21 protein-coding genes and 1 riboswitch are annotated in these 23328 nt (G+C 39.3%); of the genes, 12 read left to right on the top strand and 9 right to left on the bottom strand.

The features are described 5' to 3' along the window. Positions 1-35: 35 nt before the first annotated feature. Positions 36-251: a 30S ribosomal protein S21 gene (gene rpsU, locus LG402_RS17440; RefSeq protein WP_001144069.1), complete on the bottom strand. Its 216-nt coding sequence runs from the start codon at positions 249-251 to the stop codon at positions 36-38. Positions 252-593: 342 nt separating this feature from the next. On the opposite strand from rpsU, the gene tsaD reads away from it, so the two are divergent. Further along, complete coding sequence (gene tsaD, locus LG402_RS17435; protein ID WP_227336036.1) at positions 594-1616, top strand: tRNA (adenosine(37)-N6)-threonylcarbamoyltransferase complex transferase subunit TsaD; 1023 nt, start codon at positions 594-596, stop codon at positions 1614-1616. Positions 1617-1685: 69 nt separating this feature from the next. Here tsaD and plsY read toward each other — a convergent pair whose 3' ends face one another. Next, positions 1686-2342, bottom strand: a complete 657-nt coding sequence (gene plsY, locus LG402_RS17430; RefSeq protein ID WP_072070074.1) for a glycerol-3-phosphate 1-O-acyltransferase PlsY — start codon at positions 2340-2342, stop codon at positions 1686-1688. 104 nt (positions 2343-2446) lie between these two features. On the opposite strand from plsY, the gene folB reads away from it, so the two are divergent. Next, positions 2447-2797 (top strand): bifunctional dihydroneopterin aldolase/7,8-dihydroneopterin epimerase, encoded by a 351-nt coding sequence (folB, locus tag LG402_RS17425; RefSeq protein ID WP_109409125.1) that lies wholly within the window; start codon positions 2447-2449, stop codon positions 2795-2797. Here folB and LG402_RS17420 read toward each other — a convergent pair whose 3' ends face one another. Next, positions 2798-4036 carry a multifunctional CCA addition/repair protein gene (locus LG402_RS17420; RefSeq protein WP_109409124.1) on the bottom strand — a complete coding sequence of 413 codons (1239 nt, stop codon included), beginning with the start codon at positions 4034-4036 and terminating at the stop codon, positions 2798-2800. A gap of 27 nt (positions 4037-4063) precedes the next feature. Continuing rightward, complete coding sequence (locus LG402_RS17415; protein WP_166539589.1) at positions 4064-4684, bottom strand: TIGR04211 family SH3 domain-containing protein; 621 nt, start codon at positions 4682-4684, stop codon at positions 4064-4066. Positions 4685-4903: 219 nt separating this feature from the next. Here LG402_RS17415 and LG402_RS17410 point away from each other — a divergent pair, with 219 nt between their 5' ends. The 3 genes from LG402_RS17410 (at position 4904) to hldE (ending at position 10214) form a co-directional block, all read left to right on the top strand. Continuing rightward, entirely contained in the window at positions 4904-5827 is a 924-nt protein-coding gene (locus LG402_RS17410; RefSeq protein ID WP_227336035.1) for an inorganic triphosphatase, read from the top strand. Positions 5828-5853: 26 nt separating this feature from the next. Further along, positions 5854-8694: a bifunctional [glutamate--ammonia ligase]-adenylyl-L-tyrosine phosphorylase/[glutamate--ammonia-ligase] adenylyltransferase gene (glnE, locus tag LG402_RS17405; RefSeq protein ID WP_227336034.1), complete on the top strand. Its 2841-nt coding sequence runs from the start codon at positions 5854-5856 to the stop codon at positions 8692-8694. A 95-nt stretch (positions 8695-8789) separates the two neighbouring features. Further along, on the top strand, positions 8790-10214 hold the full coding sequence (hldE, locus tag LG402_RS17400) for a bifunctional D-glycero-beta-D-manno-heptose-7-phosphate kinase/D-glycero-beta-D-manno-heptose 1-phosphate adenylyltransferase HldE (RefSeq protein WP_166539586.1): 1425 nt from the start codon (positions 8790-8792) through the stop codon (positions 10212-10214). A 96-nt stretch (positions 10215-10310) separates the two neighbouring features. On the opposite strand, the gene LG402_RS17395 is transcribed toward hldE, so the two are convergent. Further along, positions 10311-11015, bottom strand: a complete 705-nt coding sequence (locus LG402_RS17395) for a GntR family transcriptional regulator (RefSeq protein ID WP_227336033.1) — start codon at positions 11013-11015, stop codon at positions 10311-10313. A gap of 301 nt (positions 11016-11316) precedes the next feature. Here LG402_RS17395 and LG402_RS17390 point away from each other — a divergent pair, with 301 nt between their 5' ends. Both LG402_RS17390 and LG402_RS17385 read left to right on the top strand, forming a co-directional pair. Then, a complete protein-coding gene (locus LG402_RS17390) occupies positions 11317-12945 on the top strand; it encodes an alpha-glucoside-specific PTS transporter subunit IIBC (RefSeq protein ID WP_227336032.1) in 1629 nt (542 codons plus the stop codon). Next, positions 12945-14267, top strand: a complete 1323-nt coding sequence (locus tag LG402_RS17385) for a 6-phospho-alpha-glucosidase (RefSeq protein ID WP_109409118.1) — start codon at positions 12945-12947, stop codon at positions 14265-14267. The genes LG402_RS17390 and LG402_RS17385 overlap by 1 nt, the downstream gene beginning before the upstream one ends. A gap of 103 nt (positions 14268-14370) precedes the next feature. Here LG402_RS17385 and ubiK read toward each other — a convergent pair whose 3' ends face one another. Next, entirely contained in the window at positions 14371-14691 is a 321-nt protein-coding gene (gene ubiK, locus LG402_RS17380; protein WP_227336031.1) for a ubiquinone biosynthesis accessory factor UbiK, read from the bottom strand. A gap of 202 nt (positions 14692-14893) precedes the next feature. Beyond that, positions 14894-15053, top strand: a riboswitch (FMN riboswitch). Between the two features lie 125 nt (positions 15054-15178). Between ubiK and ribB the strand changes: the two genes are divergently transcribed. Next, complete coding sequence (ribB, locus tag LG402_RS17375; protein ID WP_166539582.1) at positions 15179-15832, top strand: 3,4-dihydroxy-2-butanone-4-phosphate synthase; 654 nt, start codon at positions 15179-15181, stop codon at positions 15830-15832. Positions 15833-16006: 174 nt separating this feature from the next. Beyond that, positions 16007-16792: a 4,5-DOPA dioxygenase extradiol gene (gene ygiD, locus LG402_RS17370; protein ID WP_227336030.1), complete on the top strand. Its 786-nt coding sequence runs from the start codon at positions 16007-16009 to the stop codon at positions 16790-16792. Positions 16793-17129: 337 nt separating this feature from the next. Here ygiD and LG402_RS17365 read toward each other — a convergent pair whose 3' ends face one another. The 3 genes from LG402_RS17365 to tolC all read right to left on the bottom strand — a co-directional run bounded on the left by LG402_RS17365 (position 17130) and on the right by tolC (position 20754). Beyond that, positions 17130-18293, bottom strand: coding sequence for a glutathionylspermidine synthase family protein (locus LG402_RS17365; RefSeq protein ID WP_227336029.1), 1164 nt, complete (start codon positions 18291-18293; stop codon positions 17130-17132). 8 nt (positions 18294-18301) lie between these two features. Next, positions 18302-19030, bottom strand: a complete 729-nt coding sequence (locus LG402_RS17360; RefSeq protein WP_109409115.1) for a DUF1190 family protein — start codon at positions 19028-19030, stop codon at positions 18302-18304. A 329-nt stretch (positions 19031-19359) separates the two neighbouring features. Continuing rightward, positions 19360-20754, bottom strand: coding sequence for an outer membrane channel protein TolC (tolC, locus tag LG402_RS17355; protein ID WP_166539579.1), 1395 nt, complete (start codon positions 20752-20754; stop codon positions 19360-19362). 213 nt (positions 20755-20967) lie between these two features. Between tolC and nudF the strand changes: the two genes are divergently transcribed. From nudF to yqiA, 3 genes are all read left to right on the top strand, one after another. Then, positions 20968-21603: an ADP-ribose diphosphatase gene (gene nudF / locus LG402_RS17350; RefSeq protein WP_166539578.1), complete on the top strand. Its 636-nt coding sequence runs from the start codon at positions 20968-20970 to the stop codon at positions 21601-21603. Between the two features lie 226 nt (positions 21604-21829). After that, on the top strand, positions 21830-22669 hold the full coding sequence (cpdA, locus tag LG402_RS17345; protein ID WP_166539577.1) for a 3',5'-cyclic-AMP phosphodiesterase: 840 nt from the start codon (positions 21830-21832) through the stop codon (positions 22667-22669). Between the two features lie 3 nt (positions 22670-22672). Further along, on the top strand, positions 22673-23248 hold the full coding sequence (gene yqiA, locus LG402_RS17340) for an esterase YqiA (RefSeq protein WP_109409112.1): 576 nt from the start codon (positions 22673-22675) through the stop codon (positions 23246-23248). Positions 23249-23328: the final 80 nt, after the last annotated feature.

The following is a 23328-nucleotide window of genomic DNA, read 5'->3' as shown; positions in this document are numbered from 1 at the left end:
GTGTCTGCATATGTTGCGGTATAAGCCGCAAAATATTAGTACAGACGAGTACGACGTGCGTTTTCGCGAGCTAATTTTTTAGCGTGACGTTTTACTGCTGATGCTTTAGCGCGTTTACGTTCAGTCGTTGGTTTTTCATAAAACTCACGACGACGAACTTCTGCTAATACGCCTGCTTTTTCACAAGAGCGTTTGAAACGACGAAGAGCAACGTCAAATGGCTCGTTTTCACGTACTTTGATTACCGGCATGTGCCTCTCACCTCAATAGAAATCGGTTTGCGCTGGCATTATTTAAGCCAGCCGACATTTAAAATGGTGCGGAATTTTACTTCAAAGCAGGGCACTTTGTAAAGAGATGCACAAAATTGAAACGCAAACTCCCACTTTTGTGTCTTTTTAGTGAGTACACAAAAAGCGAAAGTTGCTAACCACACATTTAAATCACTTAAAATAGGTGAATAATTATAGACCAGAAAAAGGAATTTGTCACATGCTGGTATGTAAAAGATGTTGCGAAGGCGTATAAAATCACCGAAATAATGGTACAATTGATTTATTACGCGAGTCTGCGAAGAAGAATTTGGAAGCGTTATGCGAGTTTTAGGTATTGAAACATCTTGTGATGAAACCGGTATTGCAATTTATGATGATAAAGCCGGTTTATTAGCGAATCAACTTTATAGTCAAATTAAACTGCACGCTGATTATGGTGGTGTGGTGCCTGAGCTTGCTTCACGGGATCATATCCGTAAAACAGTGCCTCTTATCCAAGCCGCACTAAAAGAAGCAAATTTAACGGCAAAAGATATTGATGCTGTTGCTTACACTGCAGGCCCAGGCCTTGTTGGTGCATTATTGGTGGGAGCGACTATCGGACGCTCACTCGCTTTTGCGTGGGATGTTCCTGCTATTCCAGTTCATCATATGGAAGGCCATTTATTAGCACCAATGCTTGAAGAAAAAACGCCTGAATTTCCTTTTGTTGCCCTACTGGTTTCAGGTGGTCATACACAATTAATTAGTGTGACAGGAATTGGTGAATACTCCTTATTAGGTGAATCTATTGATGATGCTGCGGGTGAAGCCTTTGATAAAACGGCTAAGTTACTGGGATTAGATTACCCGGGGGGACCTGTATTATCAAAAATGGCGCAACAAGGTACAGAAGGGCGATTTGTTTTCCCTCGCCCAATGACAGACCGGCCAGGGCTTGATTTTAGTTTTTCAGGCTTGAAAACCTTTGCAGCTAATACTATTCGTCAAAATGATGATTCAGACCAAACTCGCGCAGATATCGCTCGTGCTTTTGAGGATGCTGTTGTTGATACTTTGGCGATAAAATGTCGTAGAGCTTTAGAACAGACGGGCTTTAAACGTTTAGTGATGGCCGGTGGCGTGAGTGCAAATCGTACATTACGGGCCAAAATGGAAGCGGTTATGAAACAATTAGGTGGTGAGGTTTTCTATGCTCGCCCCGAATTATGTACCGATAATGGCGCGATGATCGCATTAGCAGGTATGATCCGTTTTAAAGGTGGTACAGACGGCCCATTAAGTGTAACGGTGAGACCTCGCTGGCCATTGGCAGAATTGCCTGCACTGGAAAATAAATAACGTATCAGTAAAAGAAAAGCCACTGTTGAAGTGGCTTTTTTGTGTCATTATCTTTAAAACTGAGTGAAATTAGTCTTCTTTTTCTTGCTCTTTCGCTTCTTGAATAATTTCTTTTTCTGTTTTTTCAGTTTTCTTCTTTAACTTATGCCAAATCCGACTCTCTTGACCTCGCCATAAACGTTGAATATTGTCGTGATGACGGTAAAGTACCAGACATGATAGTAAAGCAACGGGATAAGTGAATTCTGGCTTAAACCACCATACATAAAAAGGGGCGAGCAATGCGCTGATGATGGCGCCAAGCGATGAATAGCCACTGAGTAATACGGTGAGTAACCAAGTTCCAGCAATAAGACCACTTAAATCCCAACCAATAGCGGCGATAGCACCAAAGGCTGTTGCAACCCCTTTTCCGCCCTTAAAGTGGAAGAAAACCGGGTAGATATGCCCAAGGCAAGCCGCAATGGCAACAATGCCAAGGTAAAAAGGAGGCACATTTAAGTAATAGGCGAGCCAAACAGGGATCATCCCTTTTAGGACGTCACAGATAAGAACTGCCGCAGCGGCCGCTTTTCCACCAATACGTAGGACGTTGGTCGCTCCGGGATTGCCAGAGCCGGATTTTCTTGGATCAGGTAATCTTGCCAATCGGCAAATCAATATCGCGCTGGAGATTGAGCCGCACAAGTAGGCGAAGATGATCATTCCAAGTGCGTTAGCACTCATTTGTATTCTCCAATGTTTATGTAAGTTCGTTAGGCATGTATGGATAATACGCATATTTCATCGGAAGTGGTATCCGATGAGCAGAAAAAATAAGAGATGACGTGATGGATATCGTATTTATTGAGCAATTATCAGTAATAACCACAATCGGTGTTTATGATTGGGAAAAAAACATAAAACAAAAATTAGTGTTCGATATCGAAATGGAATGGGATAACAAACGCGCGTCCCAAACTGATGATGTTGCTGATTGTTTAGACTATGCAAGTGTAAGTAGTGCAATTATTGATTATGTTGAGACGCGACGTTTTGAGCTGGTTGAACGTGTCGCAGAAGAAGTGGCACAGCTTTTGATAACGCAATTTGCTGTACCTAGAGTAAAAATAAAATTAGCTAAACCAGGCGCGGTAGCACAAGCGACGAGTGTGGGTGTGATTATTGAGCGTAAAGCTTAATTATTCGTTATCCTGATTAAGTCGCGATTTCCATTTTATAATCGCGACTTCTCGTTGTTTTGTTAATGCTTCTCGTATTGCGCTGCCCTTTAATCCGCTTTCAATGATTGGCTTTATATCCACATTATTTGCTATAGCAAAAGCTTGGCAAAGAAAAGAACGTTGTGGATAAGCTAGGTTTTCTAACCCTAGACGTCCTCTAGCATCCGCTTCACTGACCATCGCTAATTGTTCAACACGTTCAGGTTTTCGCCATGCATCAATGGCATCAAATAAGCGGATAATTTTAGAAGGGCGCATTCTATCAATACGATGGATATGATCGTGAAATCTTGCCGTTAAGCGAGCTAAATCACGAATGTGATTTGGAATACGATATCGTTGACACAATGCTTCAACTAAAGGTACGCCAGCAGGACCATGCCCATGATGATGAGGCCATTTTTCAGGTGGGGTTGTTCCTTTTCCTAGATCATGACATAAGGCACTAAAACGCACAGCAATATCATCTGTTAATTGACTGGCGATACTAAGCACCATCATGGTGTGAACGCCTGTATCAATTTCAGGATGCCATTTTTCAGGGGCCGGTACGCCAAATAAGGCATCAATTTCGGGAAAAAGAACCTTTAAAGCACCGCACTGGCGTAAAACTTCAAAGTAAACCTGAGGAGCATGGCTCTCAAGGGCTTTTTCAGTCTCTTTCCAAACACGTTCTGCCGTTAGTGCGTTTAGTTCGCCACTTTGCGCCATTACTTTCATTAACTGTAGTGTTTCTGGTGCTACGCTAAAACCTAAAGGCGCAAATCGAGCCGCAAATCGTGCAACACGTAAAACTCTTAAGGGATCTTCTGAAAATGCGTCAGAGACATGGCGAAGTAATCTTGCATTGATGTCATCTATGCCGTGGTAAGGATCGATATATTCGCTATTAGCAGAATAAGCAATAGCGTTTATGGTGAGATCTCGACGGGCTAAATCATCTTCTAAGGTAACATCCGGTGCGGCGTAGCAGGTAAATCCCGTGTAGCCAGAACCCGATTTTCTTTCCGTACGCGCAAGGGCATATTCTTCATGTGTATCAGGATGAAGAAAAACGGGAAAATCTTTGCCAACTTGTTGATAGCCTTGTTGTAACAGTTCATCGGGTGTTGCGCCAACAACAACCCAATCTCTGTCTTTTACAGGTATCTGTAATAATTGGTCACGCACAGCGCCACCAACAAGGTATATTTTCACGGGATCATGATTCCTTTTGGCTGAATATTAGTTCATCCAACGATCGTTGCGTTTACGACGACGAGGAATGATATGCGGAAGGATCAGACCAAAAATAAGACCCGCACCAGCAACACCACCACCATACATAAACCACTGTAAGATGATGTCACGTTGTCGATCATCTAACTGTTGATTAGCAAAATCGAGTTTTTTCTCAGCAACCGCAAGTTTTGTTCTCATCTGCTCATTTTCTTTTTTCAAACCGTTGATTATGTCATCGCTGTTTGAGACTTTATTTTGCATATCTATAGTACGTTGATTCCAGCTTTGGTCGATATTCGCTAGTTTATCGCGTAGTGTTTGGATCTCTTTTTCCATAGCAGGAATACGAGTACGCATACTTGGTTGGGCGCTTAGTTGGTTTTCTGGCAACCAGACAGTACGATCTTTATCATCTTTAATTTGTACATAACCTGTTGCCGCATTGCGAGAAAGTACGGTCACTGTTGAACCTGAATTTAAAGAGCCAACAATTCGGTACTGATTTCCTGGTCCACTATGCACATAAGTGGATAATTCATCGGAAACATAGCGAGTTTCTGCGTGTGAGCTCAGAGAAACACCTAAGCTAAGTAAGGAAATAAAAAGTAAGGGTAATTTTCGCATTATGTTTTCAACTTTTTTATCTATACAAGAGAATATTTTTACTGATACTAAAGAGTAAAGTTTGCGTAAGCAAATAGTAAACCAGAATGAGAACAGTCTTAACTGGTAGAATATAGGGGTAATCTGCCTTTTATTCATTATTGTTATTAGGCTATCACTTGCTAAATGAAAATGCGTCAAATATTTTACTAATCAATTGATTTACTTAAGGGAAATAGAATGAGCCAATTAGAAACCGAACTCAAAATGAGTGCCATACCTGCAGCTATTCCTCATATTATTCAGCGCATTCTGACTCTACCACATCAGCACTCTGCACCCAAAAAGCTGACTAATCTTTACTTTGAGACGACAGATAATCAAATTCGTCGTTGGGATATGGGGCTGCGTATTCGTGGTGTTGATGACAGTTATGAAATGACAATTAAAACAGCCGGCAAAGTTGTTGCAGGTTTGCATCAACGTCCAGAATATAATGTTGAGTTAACACAACCTAAATTAGATTTAGCTCGCTTTCCCGCAGAAATCTGGCCAGAAAAAACGGATCTAGCTTTATTAGAATCCCAGCTTAATGTGTTATTTCATACGGATTTTTATCGTGAAATCTGGCTTGTTGAGTATCAAGATAGTCAAATAGAAGTGGTTTTAGATCAAGGCGCTATTCGTACTGAGCAATATGAATTACCGATTGAAGAGTTTGAGCTAGAACTTAAAAAAGGTAAGGTGTCAGACGTTATTGCATTAGCGACGTATTTAGGTGAAAAAGGTGGATTACGTCTTGCCTCTCGCAGTAAAGCAGCTCGAGGTTATTATCTGGCAAAAGATAAACCTGCGTTATCGTTGAGTGTCGTGAATCTGTCTCCTAGTGATACAACGGCACAACAACTTACAAAATGGTTAAGTGCAATACAGGCATTAGAAGAAGCTATTTTTGCTAATCCAACACCTCCGACAATTACTATGCCAGCAATGTTGGCGTTATTTTCAGATTGGTGCAAAAAACAATCTGATCTGCCTGAATTTATGCAACAGTCACTCAATGCAATTTCACCGTTAACATTTACAACCGCAACCGACTATTATCACGTTTTATGGCTGAACTTTAAGTTATCTTCTACGTCGTGGTTACTGTCTATTGCTTAATTTTCTGACAACGTGAGAGTCTATTTATGTCTGTTATCAGTGTACTTCAATCATTGTGGGATAAAGCACAGTGTGGTTTTTCTTCTCAACTTAATGCGCTGGCACCTTTTAGTGAACAAGAACAACAATTTCTTGCATTTAGTCCCTTTGCCACCGAGCATTTTCGAGTTAATCCTCAATGGTTGACTGATATCAGGCAGAATCCACCCACAGGTATCGAATGGCAGAGTTATGAAACTCAACTAACAGCAATGTTAGCCAATGTTAATAATGAAGATGATGTTATGCGGATCTTACGTCAATTTCGCCATCAACAATTAGTGCGCATTGCATGGTTACAATTTTTCCAATTAGGCGATATCCCTTGTGCGCTAAAACATTTAAGTGTACTGGCTGAAACCCTAATTTGTGTCGCAAGAGACACGCTTTATCAGCAATGTTGCCAACAATGGGGAACACCTTGTGATAGTGAAGGTAAACCTCAACCATTTCTGATCTTAGGTATGGGGAAATTAGGTGGATTTGAACTTAATTTTTCTTCTGATATCGACTTAATTTTTGCTTATCCTGAAAATGGATTTACCCAAGGTGGACGTCGAGAGCTTGATAATGCTCAGTTTTTTACACGATTAGGCCAAAAGCTGATTAAAGTACTGGATCAACACACTATTGATGGCTTCGTCTATCGTGTTGATATGCGATTGCGTCCATTTGGCGAAAGTGGGCCTTTGGTAATGAGTTTTGCAGCGCTTGAAGATTATTACCAAGAGCAAGGGCGAGACTGGGAGCGCTATGCAATGATCAAAGCGCGCGTATTAGGGGCAGAAAAGAAAGCGTATTGCCAAGTTTTACGTCAAATGCTACGTCCTTTTGTTTATCGCCGCTATATTGATTTCAGTGTTATTCAATCGCTACGAAATATGAAATCCATGATAAGTCGTGAAGTACGTCGCCGTGGCATGATTGATAACATAAAACTCGGTGCAGGTGGCATTCGTGAAATTGAATTTATTACACAAGTTTTTCAGTTAATTCGCGGTGGCAGAGAGCCTGATCTACAGAGTAACTCACTATTAACAGTATTAAAGGCGATCACAACGCTTGAATTATTAACAGAAAAAGAAACAGCACAATTAGCTGAAAGCTATCTCTTTCTTCGTCGATTAGAAAACTTATTACAATCCATTGGTGATCAGCAGACGCAAACCTTACCAGATAATGAAGAGGATAAAGCGCGGCTCACTTTTGCAATGGGATATGATAATTGGGAAACGCTTTATCAAGAAATTAGCCACAAAATGCAGGCTGTTTCTGTTATTTTCACGCAATTGATTGGTGAAGAAGATGAAAATGATGAAGAAGAGGATATCTCTGAGTTTAAACGTCTCTGGTTACTTGGGCGTTTGCCTGAAACGTCGTCATTACTTCATCAATCACTTACGGTTGAGTCACTGAATGCGATTAATCAGACGTTACAGATATTTCGCCAAGATATTGGTAAGCGAACGATAGGGCCGAGAGGGCGAGATGTTCTTGATACATTAATGCCAAAATTACTGGCTAAGATTTGCCAACAACCTCAAACGTTAGTTACGTTACAACGAGTTACCCCGTTACTATTAAGTATTGTGAGTCGTACAACCTATTTAGAGTTGATGCAAGAGTCTGATGAAGTTCTCACTCATGTTATACGATTATGTGCAGCATCTCCGATGATAGCAGAACAGTTGGCACTTCATCCTTTACTGTTAGATGAATTACTTGATCCTAATTCACTCTATCAGCCACTACCTTTAGATGCGTATCGTGATGAATTACGTCAATATTTATTACGTGTACCAGAAGAAGATGAAGAACAACGACTAGAAGCACTGCGCCAATTTAAACAAGCTCAACTGTTGCGCATTGCTGCGGAAGACATCACGGGTGTATTACCCGTGATGAAAGTTAGCGATCACTTAACATATCTAGCGGAAGCCATCATTCATGCTGTTGTTCATCAAGCTTGGTCATATATGGTGAAGCGTTATGGTGAGCCTGAACATTTAGCCAATCGTGATGGGCTAGGTTTTTCGGTGATTGGGTACGGCAAATTAGGGGGATGGGAATTAGGCTATAGCTCAGATTTAGACTTGGTATTTTTATTAGACTGTCCAATGAATATCGTGACAACTGGAGCAAAACAGATTGATGCTCGTCAGTTTTATTTGCGCCTAGCTCAACGCATTATCCATTTATTTAGTACACGAACCTCCTCTGGCGTCTTGTATGAAGTTGATGCGCGTTTACGCCCTTCCGGTGAATCAGGAATGTTAGTAAGTACGATCCAAGCTTTCGATGAATATCAGAAAAATGAAGCATGGACATGGGAGCATCAAGCCTTAATTAGAGCCAGAATGATTTATGGTGATGAGCAACTACAACAGATGTTTTCTCGTATTCGCCACGAAACATTATGCCTTTCTCGTGATGCTAATGTATTACAACATGAAGTGCGCGAAATGCGCCAAAAAATGGTGCAACATCTTGCACCAACACAAGCAGACAAGTTTGATTTAAAAACCTCATCAGGCGGTATTACCGATATTGAATTTATCGCTCAATATTTGGTATTGCGTTTTTCTCATCAATATCCTGCATTAACACGTTGGTCTGATAATGTGCGTATTTTTGAGTTAATGGCAAAATATCAAGTGATGGATGAAGAAGAAGCTCAGGCTTTGACACATGCTTATGTCACATTACGTAATGAATTACACCATCTTGCGCTACAAGCGTTACCTGCGATTGTCGATAACAATTGTTTTATTGTAGAGCGAGAACACGTATTAAAAAGCAAGCAAAAGTGGCTTGGTGAGCAAGAATAAGGGTTTGTTAGCGGGAACGCTTATGAGTGTCTCTTTTTGCTTAACAAGTTATGGTATTATTTCGGCTTATTTTGAAAATAAATGTGGAGTATGGGATGAAAGTAACGCTGCCGGATTTTAATAAGGCCAATGTACTGGTTGTCGGTGACGTCATGTTAGACCGCTATTGGTATGGCCCCACAAGCCGTATTTCACCAGAAGCCCCAGTGCCAGTGGTCAAAGTAGATACCACAGAAGAGCGTCCCGGTGGTGCGGCAAACGTGGCAATGAATATTGCTTCACTTGGTGCTAATTCACGTTTAGTGGGTTTAACGGGTATTGATGAAGCCGCCAAAGCATTGAGTAATACATTAAATCAGGTCAATGTACGCTGTGATTTTGTCTCTGTTGCGACACATCCAACCATTACAAAATTACGAGTGCTTTCACGTAATCAACAATTAATCCGTCTTGATTTTGAAGAAGGGTTTAGCAATGTTGACCCTCAACCTATCTATGAACGAATTCAACAAGCCTTGCCTTCTATTGGCGCACTGATTTTATCAGATTACGCGAAAGGCGCACTTTCTCATGTTCAAGAAATGATCCAACTTGCAAAGAAAGCGGGTGTTCCAGTATTAATCGATCCTAAAGGGTGTGATTTTGAGCGTTATCGTGGCGCAACGTTATTAACGCCAAATATGTCAGAATTTGAACAAGTTGTCGGCGTTTGTAAAAACGATGATGAGCTAGTGGAAAAAGGTACTCAATTAGTTCGAGATTTAGAGCTTGATGCTTTACTGATCACACGTTCTGAACGTGGAATGAGCCTTATTCGAGCGAATGAAGCGCCATTACACTTACCAACACAAGCCCAAGAAGTTTATGATGTTACTGGTGCGGGCGACACTGTAATAGGTGTATTAGCAACCTCTTTAGCTGCAGGTAAACCTTTAAGTGAAGCCTGTTTCCTTGCAAATGCTGCTGCGGGTGTTGTGGTGGGTAAATTAGGGACATCGACAGTATCACCTATTGAACTGGAAAATGCCATTCGTGGTCGTGCCGACAACGGTTTTGGTATAATGGAAGAAGAACAATTAAAACAGGCAGTTGAATTAGCACGTCAGCGCGGTGAGCGCATTGTGATGACTAATGGATGTTTTGATATTCTTCACGCAGGCCATGTCAGTTATTTAGCAAATGCACGTAAATTAGGTGACCGCCTTATTGTTGCTGTAAATAGTGATGCATCGACTAAGCGATTAAAAGGTGAAACACGTCCTGTTAACCCATTAGAGCAGCGTATGACAGTGCTTGGAGCCTTAGGTGCAGTAGACTGGGTTGTTGCGTTTGAGGAAGATACACCACAGCGCTTAATTGCCTCTGTCTTACCAGATATTTTAGTCAAAGGTGGGGATTATAAACCTGAAGATATCGCGGGTAGTAAAGAAGTTTGGGCTGCAGGCGGTGAAGTAAAAGTGCTGAATTTTGAAGATGGCATTTCTACAACGAATATTATTAATGCGATTAAAAAGAAATAATGGCATAAATTAACGACGAAAAGCACTCTTTGGAGTGCTTTTTTTATAATAAAGGATCCAACTATTATAAATTTTTAATGATACTTTTATTAATGGTTATTGTTCTCTTTTTAAATGATACTCAACAATATAATCTTGAGTGTTTCTATACATAATTGAATAGTTAATATAATCGCCCTGAGTGCTATATGATAATGTGCTGAGTCTTAATATTGGAATGTTAGTTTCTATTTTTAATAATTGACAAATATTGCTATCAGGCATAATAGGGTGAAAAGTTTCATAACTTCCTGATATTTTTATTTGGCAAATATTTTCAATAAAATCAAATTTAGAACCTTCTAAATGGGTTAAGGTTAAATTATGAAAATATTTAACAGGCATGTAACTGTCTTCAATAATAAGCGGTTTATTATCGACGTAACGTATTCGCCTTGAATAAAAAATACGTTCATTTGAGTTGATACGTAATTTACTGGCGATAGATAAAGGGCAGGGAATAACACAAAACTCTATGACTTCACTTTTTACATTGTGACCAGTATTTGCCATTAGTTCGACAAAACCTTTTAGGCTAGCATTTTCATGATGAACATCTTTTTCTTTAATATAAGTACCAGAACCATGTTTTCGTTCTAATAATCCTGCGTTCACTAATAAATCCACTGCTTTACGTATTGTCATTCTTGATACGTTGTATTGTTGTGCTAATGATTTTTCTGCTGGTAAAGGGTCACCAATTTGGTATCCAGCCGAATTTATTTGAATTCTTAGGCTTTTTGCAATGTCTTTGTAGATCACTTTTATACCTCTTTTTATTCTTAAAATCGGCTCTCTTTATTTAATCTATCTGAATATAATTTTTTGATATATAAGATAATCATTTATACCTCTGAAATGTGAACGTTATCAAAAAATAAAAAGTGATCTGCTTTTTGACTAAAAGTGAGATCACTTTGCCTGAAAGATTAGTATGAATCAGATCACGAATAACTCATTTCAGATGAGAGAATAAAGAGAAAAGAATCTAATCTGAATTTACAGAAAAAGAATGAATTAAATAGCATATCGTTTCAGTAGCAGTAAATAAGAGGATATTTTTATGCTCAGTCAAATACAACGATTTGGTGGAGCCATGTTTACTCCTGTCCTACTATTTCCATTTGCAGGTATTGTTGTAGGCATTGCCATTTTATTACAGAATCCATTATTTATTAGTGAAGATTTATTAAGACCCGATAGTTTATTTGCCCAAATTGTTCATATTATTGAAGAGGGGGGATGGACTGTTTTTCGTAATATGCCTCTTATTTTTGCAATTGGCTTACCAATCGGTTTAGCTAAAACTGCACAAGCAAGAGCTTGCCTTGCTGTAATGGTGAGTTTTCTCACTTGGAATTATTTTATTAATGCAATGGGAATAGTTTGGGGAAGTTATTTCGGCGTAGATTTTACAAATGAAATTGGCGGGAATAGTGGCTTAACAATGATAGCTGGAATTAAAACATTAGATACCAGTATTATTGGGGCGATTATTATTGCGGGTATAGTTACAGGTATTCATAATCGTTATTTTGATAAACAGCTCCCTGTCTTTTTAGGTATATTTCAAGGAACTTCGTATGTTGTATTAATTAGTTTCTTTGTTATGTTACCGTTAGCGTGGATAACATTATTTTTCTGGCCAAAAGTGCAAATTGGTATTCAATCTTTGCAAGTATTTATGGTTGAATCTGGCTCTTTAGGTGTTTGGATATATACCTTTCTTGAACGTATTTTAATTCCTACTGGCTTACATCACTTTATTTATGGCCCATTTATTTTTGGCCCAGCAGTCACTGAACATGGAATTCAAGTTGATTGGGCCCAAAATATGCAATATTTCAGTCAAAGCACTGAATCTTTAAAAACGTTATTTCCAGAAGGTGGCTTTGCACTACATGGTAATAGCAAAGTCTTTGGTTCTATTGGTATAGCACTTGCTCTCTATTTTACTGCTGCACCTAAAAATAGAGCCAAAATTGCAGGTTTACTTATACCCTCTGCATTGACCGCTGTATTTGTGGGAATAACAGAACCTTTAGAGTTCACATTCTTATTTATCTCTCCGCTATTGTTTGCCATTCATGCCGTGTTAGCCGCCACATTAGCGACAACGCTTTATCACTTTGGAGTTGTCGGAAATATGGGCGGAGGGATCATCGATAATTTCCTACCTATGAATTGGATCCCAATGTTTCATAACCATTACGGGATGATTATTACGCAAATAGTTATAGGTCTGATTTTTACAATGATTTGGTTTGTGGTGTTTAGAACATTAATTATCAAACTTAATTTAAAAACACCAGGCCGTGAAGAAGATGATGAAGAGATCAAGCTCTATAGCAAACAAGATTATAAAAATAAAAAATCACAGGTTTCGGATAGTTCAAAAATAGCAAAAGAAGATCGCAAACTCGCACTTCCTAAAGGCATTCTTGAAGGCTTAGGAGGAGGGGCAAATATCAAATCTTTAAATAACTGCGCAACACGTTTACGTATTGAAGTGATTGATAACGAAGTAGTTGAAACAGATGCCTATTTTAAAGAGCTCGGTGTACATGGTGTAGTGCGTAAAGGCCATGCATTGCAAATCATTATCGGGCTACACGTTTCTCAAGTGAGAGACAAAATTGAACAACTTATGAAAGAAGATCCACAAAAAATCACCTTGTCGGAGGCTATATAATGAAGAAGTTCTCAGTCGTAATTGCAGGTGGCGGTAGTACATTTACACCCGGTATTATTTTGATGCTACTGGAAAATTTAAAACGTTTTCCATTAAGAGCCATCAAATTTTATGACAATGATGCCGAGAGGCAAGAAACCATTGCTAAAGCTTGTGAAATAATTCTTACTGAAAAAGCACCTGAAATTGAATTTTGCTATACCACAGATCCTAAAACGGCCTTCACGGATGTTGATTTTGTTATGGCTCATATTCGTGTTGGTAAATATCCAATGCGTGAAAAAGATGAAAAAATTCCTTTACGCCACGGCGTATTAGGGCAAGAAACCTGTGGGCCTGGTGGTATTGCTTATGGTATGCGTTCTATTGGGGGCGTATTAGAATTGGTTGAATATATGGAAAAATATTCACCTAATGCATGGATGTTAAATTATTCTAACCCAGCAGCCATTGTCGCCGAAGCTACTCGCCGCTTAAAGCCGAATGCAAAAATCTTAAATATTTGTGATATGCCAATTGGTATTGAGTCACGTATGGCGCAAATTGCAGGATTAAAATCACGTAAGGAGATGCGTGTCCGCTATTACGGCTTAAATCACTTTGGCTGGTGGACGCAAGTTGAAGATTTACAAGGTAATGATTTACTGCCTATTATTCGTAAACATGTTGCTGAGCATGGGTATATTCCTAAAGTAGCAGGAGAGCCAGTTGAAGCAAGTTGGAACGATACCTTTGGTAAGGCAAAAGATGTTTGGGCGTTAGATCCAGCAACTATGCCAAATACTTATTTGAAGTATTATTTGTTCCCTGATTATGTTGTTGCACATTCTGATCCTCATCATACGCGTGCTAATGAAGTGATGGAGCACAGAGAAAAGAACGTTTTCAGCGCTTGTCGAGCCATTACAGCCGCGGGTAAATCATCAGCAGGTCATCTTGAAATAGATGAACATGCTTCTTACATTGTCGATCTTGCAACGGCTATCGCGTTTAATACCCAAGAAAGAATGTTGCTGATCGTTCCTAACAACGGATCAATTATTAATTTTGATCCTGAAGCAATGGTGGAGATCCCCTGTATTGTCGGAAGTCATGGACCAGAGCCTTTAGTCATGGGCAAAATTCCATTATTTCAAAAAGGGATGATGAGTCAGCAGGTTGCCGTTGAAAAATTAGTGGTAGAAGCCTGGATTGAAAAATCCTATTTGAAACTGTGGCAAGCCATAACGATGTCTAAAACTGTGCCAAGTGCGACCGTCGCAAAAGCAATTTTAGATGATTTAATTGAAGCGAATAAAGACTATTGGCCAGAGCTAAAATAGTGAGTAATTGATTTATAGAGCACATAAAAAATAACCCTGTGTCTGGGTAAGATACAGGGTTTTTGCTTTATTAATAAAGAGAATAACTAATAAAGTAAATAGATTAAGCTTTATTTTCTGCTTGAGTTTCTACTGTAATTTCAACGTCTTCAGCTTGGATAACTTCAGCTTGAGGTTTTGCAATTAGACCAGCTTCTAGCTCATTTAAACGGTGTTCTAAGCGTGTTAGTTTTTCACGAGTGCGTAATAAGACTTGAGTCTGTACATCAAACTCTTCGCGATTAACTAAATCCAACTTGTTTAATTGAGATTGCAGAACAGTGCGGATTTTTTTATCAATATCATCACCAAAATCTTTGATGCCTTGTGGCAGAACGTTTTGGATTTGGCGCGCGACTTGTTCAAGTTTTTTCGGGTCCAACATGGGAAGTCCTCACAAATAAAATAGAAAGCTGAGGCTAAGTGTAATATGAGGGCTGAGGGAATAAAACTAGATATCAGGATTATTGTTACTTTTTTATTATAAATCGTTAAATAACCGTATGTCATAAAGTGATTATGTGATTAAACAAGTATTGTCACGGATTGATGATTGCCTCTTATAATTTTAAAGCGTATAGTTTCTTCGTTAATCTCAGGGCGGGGTGAAAGTCCCCACCGGCGGTAGATACTTGAAGATCCAAGTAAAGCCCGCGAGCGCTTTGTGTTGCCATTGTAATGCAAAGGTCAGCAGATCCAGTGTGATTCTGGAGCCGACAGTTAAAGTCTGGATGGGAGAGAATAAAATAGCATCAGTAGGATCATTGTATCCATTCCTGTTGTTTCTGCTTATGTTTTTTATTAAGCAGAGATCCACTCCTAAGACTGCCCTGGTTCTGGTAACTTTCATTAATTATTGAGGTTTTTTTACCATGAATCAGACGCTACTTTCCGAATTCGGTAATCCATTTGAGCGTGTTGAACTTGCTCTTGAAGCCCTTCGTGCTGGTAAAGGCGTGATGGTGCTCGACGACGAGAACCGCGAAAATGAAGGCGATATGATTTTCGCAGCAGAAACGATGACCACAGAACAAATGGCGATGTCTATTCGTCATGGTAGTGGCATTGTGTGTTTATGCATTACAGAAGAACGCCGCCAGCAACTTGATTTGCCTATGATGGTGGAAAATAACACTAGTCATTTCCATACAGCATTTACAGTAACGATTGAAGCGGCACAAGGTGTAACAACAGGTGTTTCAGCATCTGATCGTTTAACCACAGTACGTGCAGCTGCTGCTGACAATGCAAAACCAAGTGATTTAAATCGTCCAGGCCATGTATTCCCATTACGAGGCCAACCTGGTGGTGTATTGACTCGTGGAGGACACACAGAAGCGTCAATTGATTTAGCAACATTAGCTGGTTTTAAACCAGTTGCAGTGTTATGCGAATTAACCAATGACGATGGCACAATGGCAAGAGCACCTGAAGTGATTACTTTTGCTAAAAAGCATAATATGCCTGTGTTAACTATTGAAGATTTAGTGGCTTATCGTCTTCGTGAGGAGAAAAAAGCTGGCTGAAATTAACATGTTATAACCGACACTGAAAACACACACACTTATTCAAGCCACTTAAGGAAACTTAGGTGGCTTTTTTCATATTTTTTGAATAACTATTTCATACTTCTTTGACTATATTTCAAGTAAGAAGGCGCTATGCTAACGCCATAAGATCACAAGCCATAAGAGGTGATTATGGACACAAAAATGATGCCAGCGCTGTTTATTGGGCATGGTAGCCCAATGAATGTATTAGAAGACAATACATATACTCGCCTCTGGTCAAAATTAGGGGAAACACTTCCTCAACCTAAAGCGATTTTAGTGATTTCTGCCCATTGGTATACCGATGGAACTTATGTAACGGCAATGTCGCAGCCAAAGACAATTCATGATTTTTATGGATTTCCTGCAGAATTATATGCAATAGAATATCCAGCACGAGGTTCGATAGGTTTAGCTGCGCTGATTGAAGATCTTATTGATCCGATTAAATTAAAACTCGATATGGATCAATGGGGATTAGATCATGGAAGTTGGGGGATACTCGAAAAAATGTATCCCAACGCGAATATTCCTGTTGTTCAATTAAGTATTGATGCACACCAATCAGCGCAATGGCATTATGGATTGGGGCAAAAGCTGGTTGAATTACGTAAAGAAGGCGTCTTAATTATTGGTAGCGGTAATATCGTTCATAATTTAAGAATGATGGACTGGCAAAATAGCGATGCGACACCTTATCCTTGGGCATTGGCTTTTAATGAGACAGTCGAAAATAGTTTACAAAGCGATAAGGTACCAGAAGCGTTATTTACGATTTTATCAACAGAAGAAGGGAGATTGTCACATCCCACTCCCGATCATTTTTTGCCTGTTTTGTATCTATTAGGTTTAAAACAAGCGGGTGAAAAGGCAACAGTGCTGAATAATGATATTGTGAATAAATCACTAAGTATGATGACGTTTCAAATTGGATAAAACCATCCAATAAAACCTATTGATATAAATAAAAGGCCAAATTCATTTTATGGAATTTGGCTTTTTTTATATTAAATATAATGTATCGACTCATTATATTTCCCTCGTTATTGACCTTTCTAATTTTCTATATAGATATAATTAATATACTTAACATTTTGTTTATATTGTGTGTGTTAGGCCTGAGATCCATACAGCAATAGTGTCTGCTATGGATATGATCATTTCTGGAATATAGTCTTATATTGAAATCATCAAAATAGAAAGCTATTTTGAATAAAAAAACACCTTACCGCTAACAAGCAATAAGGTGCTCAATATAATTTTAAGATTTCTATCAATCTAAAATAATATGCGGATAGAAGCGTGAGAGATCTTGTGTGATAAGCTCTCTATCTTCTCTGATGCATATACCCGCAGATTGATCATTAACCAGCCAGCTGCCAATTAAGGTATAGCTATCACCAAACTTCGGCAACGGATGAAAATCTTGGACAATAAAACCTTCTTCACCGTAAGGGCCATCTGCGACAGCAATATCCTTGCCGTTTTCAACAATACGAATATTTGCACCTTCGCGTGAAAACAGTGGCTTGATAACATAACGTGATAATGAATCAGGCGCTTTACCATCATAAAAATAAGCTGGTAGCAGATTTGGGTGATTAGGGAACATCTCCCAAAGCATTGGTAATAATGCTTTATTTGAGATAATGCTCTTCCAAGAAGGTTCTAACCAACGAATACCAGCATCAGCCAGTTTAGTTGAGAAGTCTTCACGGAACATAAATTCCCAAGGGTAAAGCTTAAACATATTGCTGATTATCTGATCTTGCAGATCAGTTAACTCACCACGTTCGCCTAGACCCAGATCTTCAATAAAGACAAAATCAGTTGTTACTTGGGCTTCTTCGGCACAATCTTGTAAATATTGAACTGTACCGCGATCTTCTTCAGTGTCTTGGCAGCAAGACATATGCAGATAACGCATTCCGTATTGATCACGAAGCTCAGCAAAGCGATCAATTAACTTTTCTTGAATACTGTTAAATTGATCTGCATTTTGCGGTAAACGGCCAGCCTTAACTTGATCTTCAAGCCAGATCCATTGAAAAAAAGCAGATTCATACAGTGAGGTTGGAGTATCTGCATTATTTTCTAACAGTTTTGCTGGGCTTTTACCGTCATAGGCTAAATCAAGACGTGAATAGAGTGAAGGTTGCGATGATTTCCAAGAGTCACGCACAAAATCCCAGCAGTGACGCGGGATTTGAAAACGAGTTAGCAACTCTTCACTGTTCGCCACTTTATCCGCGACTTGTAAGCACATCTGATGAAGCTCTTCCGTGGTTTCTTCTAGAGTTTCAACTTCATCCATTGAGAATTGATAATAAGCATCTTCAGACCAATAAGGCTCGCCATACATGGTATGAAAGTTAAAGCCAAATTCCGTTGCTTTTTCTCGCCAATCCGGGCGTTCAATAATATTTTCGCGTTTCATGGTGTTAATTAGCCACCTGAACGGTAAGAAGATGAACCGGTTGAGCTACGGTTATTATTCGTTGCACTGGTACGCTGAGCCGCAGCTTGTCTTGATACTGTATTACCGAAGCCACCTCGAGTTACCGTTGAGGTTGTTGATGGTTTTGGCGTCATTGCTGTTTTTGGTACGTTCATTTGACGACCACCAACCGCAGGACCATAGTTACGGCCTGTTGCATCCACAAATTTACCGTTTGCAGGGCTTGTTGGATTACGCGAGCTAAACAGTGGTTGTGCTGGTGCGCCACCACCCATAAGACGACCCATCATATAGCCCGCCATTAATGGCATAAAGAAGCTACCACCTGAGTTAGCTTGTGCCATTTGTGAGCTGTCTGGGTTTAAATTATTGGCATTTTCAGTACTAACAGGCTGTCCATCAATAGACGCAGTTTGAGTACATTGAGCATCACCGAATTCAGCTACGCAGTCTTCTAATGTGGCGTATTTAGGTGCTGTACGCTGCGCTTCTTGCAATGCAGTGCGATAAGAGTCTTCACACTGTGCCGCTTGTGACGGATTCGCTTGAGCACATTCTTGTGCGTTCATATACAGTGAAACTGTCTCGTCGCTCTCTTCACATCCTGAAAGCGCGAATACAGCAGTGATGGCGATTGCAACAGGCGCCAGACGATAAGGACGAAATGCTTTACGGAAAGCATCACGATTAATCGATTTGGTACGTTTCATTGGCATATTGATAAGATCCATAAAAGGTAAAACGTTCAAAATAAAAGCTAGGATAGGTTAAATAGTCTAGAAAATAAATAAGAAACGCCTAATCATCAGGGATAACCAGAAATTTGTGATCTTTATAAGGTTAAGGGTAATGAAATTAGGTAAATCCTCTCTTTTTAACCTAATTGTAATTAAGGTATTTGTTAATACAAGAATATAGATATTGTTGAGATCTTAATTTAATTCATAACACAATATCTTATGTGAAGAGAAAGCATAAAAAAAACCGCTTATCAGTTTATCGCTGAAAGCGGCTTTTTATAAGTGACTAAATTCTTAATTTACGATCAAGGCGCAACGTTAAGAGCAGGGCTTGTTAACGGGCGAATAATGTTATCTGGTGAAGTTGAAACTTCTTCTCCTAGTGCATTATTAAGCTGAATTAAGTCATTCTCGTTTAATGTGCCACGCGCGTATTCAATATTTAATTGGTTAATTAAATAGTCATAACGTGCGTTAGATAATTTCTGTTTTGCATCATAAAGCGTTGTTGTGGCATTCAACACATCAACAATAGTACGAGTACCCACTTGATAACCCGCTTCAGTTGCATCTAATGAACTTTGTGCAGAAACAACAACTTGTTGATACGCTTTGATGCTACTGATTGATGCAGAAATATTGTTATAAGAAGAGCGCGCGATTTGGACAATAGAGCGATAAACCGACTCTAATTGTTCGCTTGCACTTGTAAAGCCATATTGTGCTTGTTCAACTTGTGAGCTTGTTCTGCCACCAGTATACAGAGGGATGCTAACAGACAAACCAATGCTATTTTGACCACTGTAACTATTACGGCTACTAACATCTGCTGGTGGTAATGCACTACCATGATTATGGCTATTTGATACGCCAGTTGATGCATTTAAGTCTACAGTTGGTAAGTGACCTGATTGCGCTAAACGAATATTTTCGCGAGCTAAATCTTGACCTAAACGTGCGCTCAATAAACTTAAGTTACGTTCTTCGGCATCTTTTAACAGTTTCTCAATAGAATCTGGTGAAGTTGTTGAAAAACGGCTGATGTTCAGTGATGCTAGATTAATATAATAGATACCACTAACTTGGCGCAGTTTCTCTAATGCGTTATCTAATTGATTTCGACCCGCCACTTCTTGTGCCAGTACGCTATCATAATTAGCACGCGCATTTTGTACGTCAGTAATTGCGACTAAACCTACGTTAAAACGTTGAGTTGTTTGATCTAACTGGCGGTAAACTTGTTCTTTTTGCGCTTCAATAAATGATAATGAATCAATAGCACGTAAAACATCAAAGTAAGCGGTAGCAGTGTCTAAAATCAGCTTTTGCTGACTTGTTTGGTAAGTGACATCACTCATGCCCGCTGTTTTTTCTTGAATGTTTAATTGGCGCCATAACGCCATGTTAAACACACTTTGAGTTAGCGTTAAACTTGCACCAATAGAATTGGATTCGGTATCTCTTGCGTCACGGTAGCCGCTTTTATAATCTGCGGATGCGCCTAATCCTAATTGTGGTAATAATGATCCACGAGCTTCATTAATTTTTTCAAAAGCTTGATTTCTTTCAGCTAATGACTTGCGTAACTCAGGGTTACTGTCCTTTGCTTTTTGATAAACTTGAAGCAGATCCTCAGCCTGGCTTGCAGTGCTGAATCCTGCCAAACTCATCGTGACCAAAAGAGAGAGCAGTTTTTTCATTTTAATTCCTTGTTGCAACAGTTTCGCTGAGTTGCCTCTGTTAATCTTGATTGGGGATAATTCTAGCAGATTGTTTCCCTAAGTAGGGGTGGCCATTTGTGCCATATCCTTTTATTTTAGATTAACTTTACATGAATTGTTGGCAAATTTCTTTAAATCTGTATTAAACGTAAGCAATAAAAAGACTCTTAAATGTAACTTAAGGAACATTGTATGAAGAAAAGGGAAAATATACCATTTTTATACGGTCGTGAAGACGTGAAATTGCTCTCTCAAAGAGATTTATATAAAGGCTTTTTCCGTATGACTGAGTACCGCTTTAAACATCGCCTTTTTGAAGGTGGATGGAGTGAAGAAGTTAAACGTGAAGTCTTTGAGCGAGGCAATGCGGGGGTTTTGTTAGCTTATGATCCTAAACGTGATGAAGTCGTATTAATTGAGCAAATTCGTATTCCTGCGTATGAAACCAGTGAGACACCTTGGTTGCTAGAAGTGATTGCCGGTATGGTTGAACAAGGGGAAAGCCCAGAAGACGTTGTTAGGCGCGAAGCCCAAGAAGAAGCGGGCGTTATTGTTGGGCGATGTGAGCCAATTATTAGTTATCTTTCTAGTCCTGGTGGCACCAGTGAAAGAATGCATGTCTATGTTGGCGAAGTTGATGCAACAACGGCAAAAGGTATTCATGGGTTAGCGTGTGAGAACGAAGATATTCGTGTTCATGTAGTGAGCCGAGAACAAGCCTATCGTTGGGTTGAAGAAGGCGTTATTGATAATGCAGCATCTGTTATTGCTCTGCAATGGTTACAACTTCATCATATTGCACTAAGAGAGCGTTGGTCAGTAATTTAATGCATTAATAAACGGTTAAAGGGTGTTTTTAACGATATTATCAAGTAGAGTAACTATCTCTAAGTATACGATATCAAATGAATTAAATTGTAAAATGAAGTGAAAAAAACGTGACTGAAAGCGAGAATATTTCTCACTAATCTTTTGAAATGTGTATTGGTTGGCAGATCTTTACTACGAAAATACGTTAACATAACGGCTAATGAGAGTGAAACAAGGAAACCTTTTGGAAAGCCAGCTTGAATTATCGGTGAAACACAAAAACACCGTAAGAATATTACAGATCACAGACACCCACCTCTTCGCTAATGTGGAGGATACTCTACTGGGCATTAATACCTATCGTAGCTACCATGCGGTATTAAATGCAATTAGAGAGCAGGGGCTTGAGGTGGACTTGATTGTTGCGACAGGTGATTTAGTTCAAGATCAAACCTTTGAAGCTTATCAGCATTTCGCTGATGGTATTGCAACACTAACACCACCTTGTGTTTGGTTGCCAGGTAATCATGACTATCAACCTGCCATGATTGATGCTTTAAATCAGGCAGGTATTTTGTCGGCAAAACAAGTGTTGATTGGTGATAGTTGGCAAATGCTGTTATTAGATAGCCAAATTCAAGGCGTTCCTCATGGTGAGTTATCAGATTGTCAGCTAGATTGGCTAACACGTTGCCTTGAAAGCCAAAAACACAGGGATACGATCATTTTGTTACATCATCATCCTATGCCTTCTGGATGTACATGGTTAGATCAACATAGTTTAAGAAACTCTCAAGAATTATCTGAGCGCTTAAAAGGCCATACTCAGGTGAAAATGATGCTTTGTGGTCATATTCATCAAGAAATGGATGAAATGTGGAATGGTATTCGTATGTTGGCAACGCCTTCGACTTGTATTCAATTTCGCCCTCATTGCACAAATTTTACCTTGGATACGGTTTCTCCAGGTTGGCGCTATTTAGAAATGTCTCTTTCATCGGATGAAAAAGGTAAAGTTGAAACACAGGTATATCGTTTATCAGGCACTGAATTCTGTCCTGATCTTGATGCGGATGGCTATTAAGTCATGTCTCGTATTCTTTACTTACATGGCTTTAATAGCTCACCAAAATCCGCTAAAGCCCAAGCTTTTCGGCAATGGTTAGAAGCAACGCATCCTGAAATTGAATTAATAGTGCCTCAATTGCCACCTTATCCTAAAGAAGCGGCTCAATTAATTGAAACAATAGTCAAAGAAAGTGCAAATGATAAGCTTGGATTAATTGGCTCATCATTAGGGGGCTATTTATCGATCTGGTTATCTCAGCGTTTTAATTTACCTGCTGTTGTTGTTAATCCCGCTATTCGTCCTTTTGATCTCTTACAAAATTTCTTGGGTGAAAACGAAAATCCCTATACACATCAAAAGTATAAATTAGAACCTCATCATATGGATGAGTTACTTGCCTTACGTATTCCCGTAATTACATCACCCGAACTTATTTGGTTGCTTCAACAAACCGGAGATGAAATACTTGATTATCGTCAAGCTGTCTCATATCTTGGCGCGTGTAGGCAAACCGTAGAATCGGATGGAAATCACGCATTTGTGGGTTTTGAACGTTTTTTTCCGAAAATTATTCAATTTTTAAAGATAATTTAGCCTTTCGGTTAATTAACCTGTAAAACGTAGGTTGATGTATCTACCCGAAAATTAATATCATATTGCCGCAAACACCTGTT

This window comes from Proteus sp. NMG38-2, from assembly GCF_020640995.1.
Taxonomy (GTDB): Bacteria; Pseudomonadota; Gammaproteobacteria; order Enterobacterales; family Enterobacteriaceae; genus Proteus.
The sequence above is the reverse complement of the archived record's forward strand: the minus strand, read 5'-3'. Positions and strand labels throughout refer to the sequence as shown.